The organism is Aerococcus viridans, assembly GCF_001543285.1.
GTDB classification, from domain to species: Bacteria; Bacillota; Bacilli; order Lactobacillales; family Aerococcaceae; genus Aerococcus; species Aerococcus viridans.
Window position 1 is genome coordinate 2139934 of record NZ_CP014164.1, and the last position, 12081, is coordinate 2152014.

Consider the following 12081-nt stretch of genomic DNA (forward strand, 5'->3'; position numbering starts at 1 on the left):
TATCTCAAGTCCTTTTCCTTTGAAAAAAGGCGCCCATTACTTAATCTAGTAACTCAACTGTTAGCTGACTGATCAATTCTTTAGTAGCTTGACGGTTGTCAGCGTGTGCCGTTTTCCGGGTTTCATAACCCTTACATAGATAGATTTCCTCATCTGTATGTGGCACAACTTCTGGTAAGTGATAGTCGTCATCTACATAATCTTTCAAGACCACGTAGGTTAAAAAGGCAGTCGCAGCTAAGTACCGCTCGCCTGTGCGATTTTCGCCAATTACCTTAGCAAAAATCTCCATTGACCGTTTACCGGCACCTGTTACATAAGTTTCAACGTGGGCAATATCCCCTTCTGGTAAGGGGGCTAAGAAATTAATATTATCCATGTTGGCAGTCATAGTACCAAAATCTGTCAGTCGACCCGCCGAAACAGACGCCACGTTATCCATAATATATAACAATTGACCCCCGTACATGTTTTTGTAGAAATTGGTTTGATTAGGCATAATTCGATGTGATTGTACTGCCTTTGTTCGTTTGCAAGTTACTTGTGTCATAAATCTGACCTCCATTTAATCATTCATTCCGGACCTTTTAAGTAATTTACTTAAGGGTAACGATAGAATAGGCGTTAAAATCCCTGAAGTGACAGCTTCTAATAAACCATTACTACCAATAGTAACTAAAAAAGTAGCAATTAAAGCAGATGTTGGGATATTTAGCGCATTCGCATAAGCTTCTGCTGAAAATAGGTAAATCGCACCTAAAACAGTAACTGTATTCACAATAGAGCCGATAACACCTGTAATGATAAATTTTGTTCTATCTTTTACCTTACCATCAAGATAGACAGCTAACCAACCTGAAATCAAACCAACTAACATCCTCGGAATAACGGATACCAAAGGGTTCAAGAATACCACTGACATGATATCTGGCACAATCGCCGCCTTGATCATCCGCAAAATACCCCAAGAAGCACCGAGGATAAGTCCAGTTTGTGGTCCAAATAAACTAGCACCGATAATAACTGTTACATGAATAATTGTTGCCTGGACTGGTCCAATCGGGATATAGCCTATTCCAGGAACAAAAGTTTGAATAATTAAAATCGCCAACATCAAACTAATCACAGTTAATCTGGCGGTCCGTTCTTTTTGATGATCCATAATAAACCTCGATATCTAAATTTATAATATATGTGGCGTTATCATACCACGAATCCGCCCAAAAATAAAAGGCTAACATTGAGCTAGCCTTCCTTGTCATCCTGATTAAATGAAAGATGTTTACCCTTCAGTATATCCACAAAACGGGCAGTTAATTTAGCAGTCATTCCCCATAAATGTTCCCCTTGAATATTGTAAAAAAGAATTTCCCCTTGTTCAGATCGACTAAAATTATATTGTTTCCCACCTGGAATTAGGTTAAAAGGGAAATCATCCGCCACTTGCTGGTGGTGGGCCACATAATGGACGTCAGGTATCATGGTCTTCAACTCACGCAAAGGGATGGTAAAAACATGGTCCACTTCATACTTATTGAGGGCCAAAACATCCAAACTTTCAATGGCTAATTCACCAACATAACAACCGATCATTCGTTTGCCCATGACAATATAATCCATTTCCCCAACCACGTCGATCTTATCAGGGCTTAGCCCCAACTCCTCCGTCGTTTCACGGACCGCGGCTTGCTCAAACCCTTCGCCCGCTTCTACCCGACCACCAGGAAAAGCGGCATCCCCAGCTTGGGAAATGCCGTTTGCCCTGTGTTCGAATAAAATATGCCATTCCCCGTCCAATTTGGCTAGAGGGATTAAGACGGCATATGCTTTTTCAACGTCGAGAGGGCGTGGTTCGTAGGTTTGAAAGATACGTCTAACCTCATCCATCACAATCGCCCTTCCTTCAATTGATGTTGATCTTTTGATAATAAATTATTTGTCGCGGTTTTGGTAAGCTTCCCAGTCAGCTGTAAAGCCTTCGATACCTTTGTCAGTTAAGACGTGACCCCATAATTTAGGGAATAGGCTACCTGGAATAGTACCAATGTGAGCGCCCGCTAAAGCAGAACCTTCAAAGTGGACAATGTGACGGATAGATGCCGCAATAATTTCAGCTTCGTAACCGTAGATATCTAATACTTCACGTAATTCAGCAATTAATTTCAAGCCGTCTTGACCTAAGTCATCGATACGACCGATAAATGGTGAAATGTAAGTTGCACCAGCCTTAGCCGCCATTAAACCTTGAGAAACTGAGAAAATCAAGGTAACGTTTGTTTTGATACCTTCTTTAGAAAGTGTGTTAACAGCTTTCAAACCAGCTTCGGTCATAGGGATTTTAACAACAACGTTGTCAGCCCATTTAGCGATTGCATGTGCTTCTTCAACCATTTCTTCGTAAGTTAAACCAGTAACCTCAGCAGAAACTGGACCATCAATTGTACCAGCGATGTCTTTAATTACTTCTTCAAAATCGCGTCCTTCTTTAGCCACTAGAGATGGGTTAGTTGTTACACCGTCAACTAAACCTAAGTCATTAATTCGTTTAATTTCATCAATGTTTGCAGTATCTAAGAAAAATTTCATTTTTTCAAAAGCCTCCTGTTAGCTAATTCATAACTGTCGTAGTGACAAAGGCGGTAGCTGACGAATTAGTCAGCTAAACCCTTATAAGTATTGGCAACATTTTCAGGTGTAAAGCCGTATTCTTCTTGGATTAAAGCACCTTTACCTGAAGCACCAAAGCGGTCAATACCAACAATTGCACCGTTTAAGCCAGTGTATTTAGCCCATCCGAATGAAGAACCCATTTCAACAGCTACACGTTTAGTGATTGCTTTTGGCAATACAGACTCTTTATAAGCTTCGTCTTGTGCATCGAAGATTTCTTGAGACGGCATAGAAACAACAGATACGTTGATGCCTTCTTCGGCTAATTGCGTTTGCGCTTCAATCGCTAAGCTCACTTCAGAACCAGTCGCGATTAAGACACCTTCTTGTTCGCCAGCAGCTGGTGAAATCACGTAAGCACCTTTACGAACGCCTTCTTCAGCGTTTTCTTTAGTACCTTCAATAACCGGTAAGTCTTGACGACTTAAGACTAACATTGTTGGTGTTTCTTCTGATTCTAAAGCTAATTTCCAAGCCACACCTACTTCGTTTCCGTCTGCAGGACGAACAACATTTACGTTGTGCATTGCGCGGAATGAAGCTAATTGTTCAACTGGTTCATGAGTAGGACCATCTTCACCAACACCAATTGAGTCATGCGTAAATACATAAGTCACTGGTAATTTAGAGATTGCCGCTAAACGAACTGCTGGACGTAAGTAGTCAGAGAATACGAAGAATGTACCTGCGTATGTTTTAGAACCGCCGTGTAAAGCAATACCGTTCATAGCTGCAGCCATTGCAAATTCACGCACACCATACCAAATGTTACGGCCTTGGTATGAACCTGCTTGGAATTCTTCGTCTGCATCGTTCATTGTGTTGTTAGATGAAGATAAGTCAGCTGACCCACCCCAGAATTCTGGTAAAGCTTTACCAATTTCTTGAATAGCTGCTTGAGAGGTTTTACGACTTGCTGCTGCTTTATCGCCTACTTCATAAACAGGGATGTTAGCTTCCCAACCTTCAGGTAATTTACCTGCATAAGCACGTTCATATTGAGCCGCTAAGTCTGGGTAAGCTGCTTTATAGTCAGCAAATAGCTTGTTCCAAGCTTCTTCTTCAGATTGACCACGAGAAGCTACGACTTCATTGAAGCGGTCATAAACTTCTTGTGGAATATCAAATGCATCGTAGTCCCAGCCAAATTTTTTCTTAGCGAAAGTAGAGCCTTCAACACCTAATGGCGCACCGTGAACGCCAGAAGTACCTTGTTTTTCAGCACCGAAACCAATAATTGTTTTAATTTCAATTAATGTAGGTTGATCAGTGTTAGCTTTAGCTTGTTCAATTGCAGTATTGATTGCTTCTAAATCATTACCGTCTTTTACTAAAATGTGTTCCCAGCCGTAAGCTTTGAAACGACCACCAACATTTTCAGTGAAGGCCTTAGAAGTAGGACCATCTAATGAAATATCGTTTGAATCGTATAAAGCAATTAATTTGTTCAGTTTTAAATGACCAGCTAGAGATGCTGCTTCTTGCGTCACACCTTCCATTAAGTCACCGTCACCAACTAGGGTGTAAGTAAAATGATCCACAACATTGAAATCATCTTTGTTGTAAATAGCCGCGTCATGCGCTTCAGCCATAGCCATACCAACTGCATTAGCAAAACCTTGACCTAATGGACCTGTTGTTGCTTCTACACCGTCAGTTACGTGTACCTCTGGATGTCCAGGGGTTTTCGAACCGAATTGACGGAAGTTTTTCGTATCTTCTAAAGATACATCAAATCCTGATAAGTGAAGTAAGCTATAAAGCATTGCGGAACCATGTCCAGCCGATAATACAAATCGGTCGCGGTTAGTCCACTTACTGTGTTGTGGGTTTTGACGCAGGTGTTTAGACCATAGGGCATATGCCATTGGTGCAGCACCTAAAGGTAAACCTGGGTGTCCAGAATTCGCCTTATCCACCATATCTGTGCTTAAAGCACGAATAGCGTTTGTTGCTAAAATATCCGTGTTGTCAAACATTCATTTCACTCCTTAAAAATCTGTTCAATTTCTCATTTAAAGCTAACAGCTTGTCATACTGTCAGTATAACAAAAATTCTCTAAAATCACTATTTATAGCCGTTAGAACTTATTGGTCACGCAAAATTTTATTCTGTGGCGAAGACCAATTTTTCTAATGCTTTTGCAATCCCTTCATCATCATTGGATGCTGTTACGTATTGGGCATTGTCTTTTAATTCATCAATTGCATTACCCATCGCAACCCCACAACCAGCCCATTTAATCATGGATAAATCATTCGCTTGATCACCAAAGGCCATTGTTTCACTTTGATCAATACCTAAGCTTTCTGCTAACTTAGCTAAAGCTTCTCCTTTGTCAACGCCTTTTGGCATAATTTCTAAGAAGAATGGCTCAGATTTCATGATCGAGTATTTTTCGAACAATTCAGGGTCCAATGTTGCGATAAAAGTATCTAATTTTCCTGGTTCAGCAGTAATCATCACTTTTGGTGCCGTAACTTCCCCATCAAAGAAATCAACTGTTCTGATTGGCATCTCATTCAATTTAGACTCAACATCTACATATTGATCTTTAGGTGCATCTTGTACAATCACATATTGATCATCGTGGGCATGCACATCTAAATCGTGTGCCTTTGCTAATTCAACCCAACTTTGTAATTCACCGTTGGTTAAGGCATGTGAAAAGACGGTACGATCAGTTGCTACTTCTTTTACTAAGCCACCATTAAAACAAGAAACAAATGGTACGATTTCACGGCCAACTAAATCTGCATTTAATAATACACCTTTGTAAGGTCGACCCGATGAGATAACTACATGAATACCCGCATCATGCAATTTATGTAAGGCTTCCTTGGTCGCTTGTGTGACCTCTTTCTTTGAGTTGACTAAAGTCCCATCAATATCAAACGCGATTAATTTATACATCTATACATTTCCTCCGTCTTCTTTAAAGTACTCCGGCAGTTGCATGTCACCTTCATAAGAAATAATGACCGGCTTCTCACCCAAGGTTACACGGCCATTGACAACCCGGTAACTTTCTTTAGTAATTTCATTCTTATATTCACCGTTGGGTATACCTAATTCAATCGTAGCGGGCTGGCCATCTTCTTTTAACTTGAATACCCCAAACAAATGTTGGTTATAATAATGGTAAGAAAGGACTACAGTCGCTTCCCCTGCTGGCATAATCGTATAGTAACCACTCTTACAAACTTCTCGTTTCTTAATTTGTGACATTCGATTGATCAATGGGGTTAAATCTTGATTAATAGTCCAGTTAATCATCTCACCGCTTTGGAAGTTAAATCGTTCTTTTGATCCATACTCCTGTCCCATAAATACGCTGGCTATCCCTTTTTGGAAAAAGGAAAAAGCTGTCCAATTTTCTAGTTCACTACCTGGTTTAACACATTCTGCAAAGCGTGGGAATTCCTCAAATTCTAAAGAATGCATACTTACGTATGTATTTGGCAACATCAACTCTTGGTAATTTAAGGTACCAACAAAGTTTTCCAAGGACAAATCTCCATGATAAAAACGATTTTTATAGAAGGAACCTGGAATTTGATCAACTACGTCAAAGTTAGGATATAATTCCCCTTCTGTCCAATAAGGCATATTCATTTGTTGTAACTTCGTTAGGATTGATAAAGGCATGGTTGCAGCCACCCAATAGAAATATGGATGAACATCTTCCACTTCAGCCCGTGCTGACGCCCAAAATTCAGGACGAACCAGTTGGGCATGGTTTGCCGCAAACCCATCCACAAATTTAGCCCAATATTTTAGATTTTCAATGATGTAATCCCATAATTTAGGGTTGGTATAGTCTAAATCGTAGGAACTATCATAGATGTCCAATCGAGAAATCATTTCGCCCTGTTCATTATGTAAGAAATATTCAGGATGTTCTTTAACTAACTCCGAATCCTTTGCCAAATGGAATAATTGTAGGTTTAACATCACTTGCATCCCCATCTCATGGATACTGTCCACTAATTCTTGAAAATCATCTAGGCTCCCATACTGCTGGGAAACCTCAGAAATATTTTTCACGATCATTGGATTACCTTTCAAATTATCAGCAACCCTCAAGTCAGTAGTTGGAAAGATAGACTGCAGTAAAATAATGTCTACGCCCAAATCTTTTAAACGTTGAAGCTCTGGAATAATCGATTTGAAAGTCCCTTCCTTTGTAAAATTGCGAACAAATAACTTATACAACGTTTTGTGACGTAACGTTAAATTCGTTACTTTAGCCATGGCTGACCTCCTATATTAACTGCGGCTCTTTTTGCTATCTTCATTCTAGCATACGTGCATCAAATTACTCACCATAATCATCCTTATCACTAGTAAAAATGATTTTATTAGTTTAACAACGTGTAAAAGGCTTTTTTTGCCCGTGAATAAGCGGAATTTATACATAAAAATTTTTGCGAACGATTGAAAAATAAATTAACTAAACATTCGTGTTTAGTATTGATTTTTCCTCTCGAGTCTTTATAATGATAGGAGTAGTTAATTAAATTCATAAAAGGAGCAAGAAAAGTGAAAAAAATAGAGGAATTTTTCCAATTGAAGGAAAATGGGTCAAACTTTTCAACTGAATTGATTGCCGGTTTATCAACCTTCTTTGCAATGAGTTACATCATTTTTGTAAACCCAGCAATTTTATCTCAAACAGGTATGCCTTACCAAGGAGTATTCTTAGCAACCATTATTTCATCAGCTTTAGCGACATTATTTATCGGATTATTTGCTAACGTACCTTACGCATTGGCACCAGGTATGGGATTAAATGCTTTCTTTACTTATACAGTAGTTTTCTCACTGGGCTTTACTTGGCAAGAAGCGTTGGCAATGGTATTTATCTGTGGTTTATTCAACATCTTCATCACAGTAACTAAATTCCGTCAATTAATTATTAAAGCAATTCCAGACTCATTACAACATGCAATTGGTGCTGGTGTTGGTTTATTCGTTGCTTACATTGGTGTTAAAAATGCCGGTTTCATCAACTTTACAACTGAAGCAGCAAACATCACAGCTGTTAACGGTCAACCATTTGATGCCACTCAATCTGTATTCGAAGGCGGTCTAGCGACAATCAACTCTACTGGGTCAACACTACCAGAAATTTCTACTTTTACAGACCAAACTTCATTATTAGCATTATTCGGCCTAATCCTAACCATCATTTTATTATTGAAAAATGTAAAAGGTGCGATCTTAATTGGTATCATCGCGGTTTCAACTATCTACGTTATTTTAAACCCAGCTGCTTTAGCCACTGTCAACTTCGACCAATCTGGTTTAGGCGCTGCCTTCCAAGACTTGGGTGTTACTTTCGGAGCAGCCTTTGGTAAAGAAGGATTACTATCACTTTTTGCTGATCCATCCCGTTACCCATTAGTAATCATGACAATCTTTGCTTTCTCTTTATCTGATGTATTCGATACAATTGGTACCTTCATTGGAACAGGTCGCGCTTCGGGTATCTTTACTAAAGAAGACATTGATAATATGGATCAATCAAGCGTCATGAACACTAAATTAGATAAAGCACTTTTTGGTGACGTTGTTGGTACCTCATTAGGTGCGGTCTTCGGTACTTCAAATATAACTGTATATGCTGAATCTACTGTAGGTATTTCCATAGGTGGCCGTACAGGTTTAACATCTGTATTTGTTGCTATTGCTTTATTCTTATGTGCTTTCATCTCACCTTTCGTTGGTTTAGTACCAAGTGCTGCAACTGCACCAGCCTTAATCATCGTTGGTATTATGATGATGTCAGCTATTCGTGAGATTGATTGGACTAGCTTAGAGGTTGCAATTCCTGCCTTCTTCGCTTCAGTATTTATGGCTTATGCTTACTCAATCTCATATGGTATTGCAGCAGGATTCATCACTTACTGCATCGTGAAAGTAGCACTAGGGAAAACAAAAGAAATTCATCCAATCTTATGGGGTGCATCATTCTTGTTCTTAGCTAATTTCATCATCTTAGCCATGATCTAAATCACTAAACTAATATTATTCGCTATACCTAAAGACCAGGTTCTCTGGTCTTTTTTCTTGCTTTTTAGAAACATTTTTGTATTCTTTTTTCATTCAACATGATATAAAATTTCTTTGAATATTTATGAAAACGTAACAATTCAAGGTTTTCTTAAGGATACTTTGCAGAAGTTGATTTCAAATGATTTATAAACCATTAAACCGTTTCCTTTTTGACATCATAAGCGCTAAAATAGGAATGTTGATAGATTTGTCTTGCTCTATTTATTTTACATTTAGGAGGAGAGAATATAATGAATAACAATGACATTGAATATAATGCACCTAGTGAAATCAAGTACATTGATGTTGTCAATACTTACGACTTAGAAGAAGAAGCAAGTAAAGTGGTACCACATGGTGGTTTTAACTATATTGCCGGTGCATCTGGTGATGAGTGGACTAAACGCGCTAATGACCGTGCTTGGAAACATAAATTACTATACCCACGTCTAGCGCAAGATGTTGAAGCGCCCGATACAAGTACTGAAATTTTAGGTCATAAAATTAAAGCCCCATTCATCATGGCACCAATTGCTGCACATGGTTTAGCCCACACTACTAAAGAAGCTGGTACTGCACGTGCAGTTTCAGAATTTGGTACAATTATGTCCATCTCAGCTTATTCTGGTGCAACATTTGAAGAAATTTCTGAAGGCTTAAATGGCGGACCCCGTTGGTTCCAAATCTATATGGCTAAAGATGACCAACAAAACCGTGATATCTTAGACGAAGCTAAATCTGATGGTGCAACTGCTATCATCCTTACAGCTGACTCAACTGTTTCTGGAAACCGTGACCGTGATGTGAAGAATAAATTCGTTTACCCATTTGGTATGCCAATTGTTCAACGTTACTTACGTGGTACAGCAGAAGGTATGTCATTAAACAATATCTACGGTGCTTCAAAACAAAAAATCTCACCAAGAGATATTGAGGAAATCGCCGCTCATTCTGGATTACCAGTATTCGTTAAAGGTATTCAACACCCAGAAGATGCAGATATGGCAATCAAAGCTGGTGCATCAGGTATCTGGGTATCTAACCACGGTGCTCGTCAACTATATGAAGCTCCAGGTTCATTTGACACCCTTCCAGCTATTGCTGAACGTGTAAACAAACGTGTACCAATCGTCTTTGATTCAGGTGTACGTCGTGGTGAACACGTTGCCAAAGCGCTAGCTTCAGGGGCAGACGTTGTTGCTTTAGGACGCCCAGTCTTATTTGGTTTAGCTTTAGGTGGCTGGCAAGGTGCTTACTCAGTACTTGACTACTTCCAAAAAGACTTAACACGCGTAATGCAATTAACAGGTTCACAAAATGTGGAAGACTTGAAGGGTCTAGATTTATTCGATAACCCATACGGTTATGAATACTAGATTTTAGCAGTCATTTTATATATAAGATGAGGTCAAAGGGAATGTAGACATTTTCTTTGACCTTTTTGTTATCGCTAATAAAGGCGAGTATTTAAGCACCTGTCCTAGTATTAGCAATCCCCTCACCTTAGATACTAGTCTTTGCATTCCTGAATCGACACGCTTATAATACTTACTATAAGTAAATTGTAGAGAGGAGCGTTACCATGGGTATCGAAAGCCATAAATCTACTGAGTTAGAAGACTTATTTGCCTCTATCGTTAATATTGACGGCGATGGAGATAAGAATAAAAATCAAGATGATCAAAAAAACGAATCTGAAAACGACAAATCAAGGGACGATAATAAATAAACCACTACAAGGGAGCTATTTTTCTACATGGAAATTACAATTTGGTCTGACTTTGTATGTCCGTTCTGCTACATTGGACAAGCACATTTAGAACGCGCAATAGAAAACTTTGCCCACGCTGATGAGATTACAATTGAGCACAAATCATTTGAATTAATGCCTGGTGCAAAACATGATCCAAATAAGAACTTCTACGAATCATTTGCTGACTTAAAGGGCACTACACCTGAAGAAGCGAAACAAATGAACGACCAAGTCAAACAAATGGCAGCTGCTACTGGCTTAAACTTCAATTTTGATATTATGAAAATGGCAGATACCATGCCAGGCCACCGTGTATTCCAATATGCGAAAACACAAGGCAAAGATGACGAATACTTCAAAGCATTCTACACTGCATATTTTGAACAAGGTGCTTTAATCAGCGACGAAGACACTATTATTCGCTTGTCTGAATCTATTGGTTTAGACGGCGACAAAGTCCGTCAGATTTTAGCCAGCGAAGACGAATTCAAAGCTGAAGCCACAGCTGACATCTTCCGCGCAGGTGAAGTTGGCGTTCAAGGTGTCCCTTTCTTTGTATTTAATGATAAATACGCGGTACAAGGTGCCCAACCTGTAGAAGTATTCCAACAAGTTTTAGACCAAGTATACGCAGAAGAACAAGAAGCATAATACAACCTTATGGCCCGCAGCTTATTAGCGGGTTTTTTTGTAAAAGAAAAAGGCTAGGACAACTGGACCCTAGCCAATAATTACTTATATTTGTGAATTTGTATCCAATGAATGTACAGGTGTTCGTTCATTGATTTGCCAATGGAGAACGATAAAGGTCGCAATCCAAACAGCAGCGATATCCAAGCCTAAACGAGCTACTAAGTCAAAAATGCCGACATCATAACGTAGATACATCATGGCATAATTGGCTACTGCAATCCAAGCAAAGAACTGTAGGGCAAACTGATTGGTTTTGCCAATATGGTTCTGCCGGATGATATAGCGTTGTATTGCACCAAAAGATAAGCCAATTGAAAGTCCCATAATACCGGACCAAAGAATAGCTACTGGTAACTGCCCATCATCCGCTCCATAAATATCTAGGCCTAGATAAGCCACTAGCCTCATAATCGCAAAAACTAGTATGTAGACACGTAAGCCTCTGGTATAGAAAAAAGGTTTTGGCTTATACATTAACCGTTGGCGAGCCATTAGCCGGTAAATCAACTGACCTTGTATCATGAAAATTAAAATCGCTTTAACCGGATTAATCATCCAGTCCGTCTCCACTAAATGGGGCATGGGTTCAGCTCGGTAAACTAAGAAGACCAATAACTCTGAAATAACATAAAGTATTACCTTAGTTCCTTTGGTTCCTGGCAAGCGAAAATCGACTAGATAGTAAGCATAGGTCATGAATGTATAAATCAAAAAATAAATTATAAATAAAGTTGGATAATAAATCCCTTGTTGAACCGCTATACCATCTCCAAGAATTGCTTGAAAACTTGGATTTGGGAACCACATCTCTAACATCACATGCAACAGGCTCATAACACTCGCTATAAATGCGCTATATAGCCATCTTTTATTTCTATTTCGCATATTCCCTCACTTCTCAAACCAT

General features: G+C 39.1%; 12 protein-coding genes. 4 read left to right on the top strand and 8 right to left on the bottom strand.

Annotation, left to right across the window (positions count from 1 at the left end; translation table 11 throughout):
• Positions 1 to 40: 40 nt before the first annotated feature.
• The 7 genes from AWM76_RS09980 to AWM76_RS10010 all read right to left on the bottom strand — a co-directional run bounded on the left by AWM76_RS09980 (position 41) and on the right by AWM76_RS10010 (position 6925).
• A complete protein-coding gene (locus AWM76_RS09980) occupies positions 41 to 550 on the bottom strand; it encodes an acyl-CoA thioesterase (protein ID WP_039935212.1) in 510 nt (169 codons plus the stop codon).
• A gap of 15 nt (positions 551 to 565) precedes the next feature.
• Positions 566 to 1162, bottom strand: coding sequence for an ECF transporter S component (locus AWM76_RS09985; RefSeq protein ID WP_003142057.1), 597 nt, complete (start codon positions 1160 to 1162; stop codon positions 566 to 568).
• An 83-nt stretch (positions 1163 to 1245) separates the two neighbouring features.
• Positions 1246 to 1887, bottom strand: coding sequence for an NUDIX hydrolase (locus AWM76_RS09990; RefSeq protein ID WP_003142055.1), 642 nt, complete (start codon positions 1885 to 1887; stop codon positions 1246 to 1248).
• A gap of 45 nt (positions 1888 to 1932) precedes the next feature.
• Complete coding sequence (gene fsa, locus AWM76_RS09995) at positions 1933 to 2586, bottom strand: fructose-6-phosphate aldolase (RefSeq protein WP_003142053.1); 654 nt, start codon at positions 2584 to 2586, stop codon at positions 1933 to 1935.
• Between the two features lie 65 nt (positions 2587 to 2651).
• Positions 2652 to 4649 (bottom strand): transketolase, encoded by a 1998-nt coding sequence (gene tkt, locus AWM76_RS10000; RefSeq protein WP_003142052.1) that lies wholly within the window; start codon positions 4647 to 4649, stop codon positions 2652 to 2654.
• A gap of 128 nt (positions 4650 to 4777) precedes the next feature.
• Positions 4778 to 5584, bottom strand: a complete 807-nt coding sequence (locus AWM76_RS10005; protein ID WP_003142050.1) for a Cof-type HAD-IIB family hydrolase — start codon at positions 5582 to 5584, stop codon at positions 4778 to 4780.
• Complete coding sequence (locus AWM76_RS10010) at positions 5585 to 6925, bottom strand: alpha-amylase family glycosyl hydrolase (protein ID WP_003142049.1); 1341 nt, start codon at positions 6923 to 6925, stop codon at positions 5585 to 5587.
• A gap of 297 nt (positions 6926 to 7222) precedes the next feature.
• On the opposite strand from AWM76_RS10010, the gene AWM76_RS10015 reads away from it, so the two are divergent.
• From AWM76_RS10015 to AWM76_RS10025, 4 genes are all read left to right on the top strand, one after another.
• Positions 7223 to 8686 (top strand): NCS2 family permease, encoded by a 1464-nt coding sequence (locus AWM76_RS10015; RefSeq protein WP_039935231.1) that lies wholly within the window; start codon positions 7223 to 7225, stop codon positions 8684 to 8686.
• Between the two features lie 293 nt (positions 8687 to 8979).
• Positions 8980 to 10104, top strand: coding sequence for an L-lactate oxidase (lctO, locus tag AWM76_RS10020; RefSeq protein ID WP_003142047.1), 1125 nt, complete (start codon positions 8980 to 8982; stop codon positions 10102 to 10104).
• Positions 10105 to 10310: 206 nt separating this feature from the next.
• Complete coding sequence (locus tag AWM76_RS10865; RefSeq protein ID WP_003142046.1) at positions 10311 to 10457, top strand: hypothetical protein; 147 nt, start codon at positions 10311 to 10313, stop codon at positions 10455 to 10457.
• 27 nt (positions 10458 to 10484) lie between these two features.
• Positions 10485 to 11132 (top strand): DsbA family oxidoreductase, encoded by a 648-nt coding sequence (locus tag AWM76_RS10025; protein WP_003142045.1) that lies wholly within the window; start codon positions 10485 to 10487, stop codon positions 11130 to 11132.
• Positions 11133 to 11216: 84 nt separating this feature from the next.
• Here the strand turns inward: AWM76_RS10025 and AWM76_RS10030 are convergent, their stop codons facing one another.
• Positions 11217 to 12059 (bottom strand): hypothetical protein, encoded by an 843-nt coding sequence (locus AWM76_RS10030; protein WP_003142044.1) that lies wholly within the window; start codon positions 12057 to 12059, stop codon positions 11217 to 11219.
• Positions 12060 to 12081: the final 22 nt, after the last annotated feature.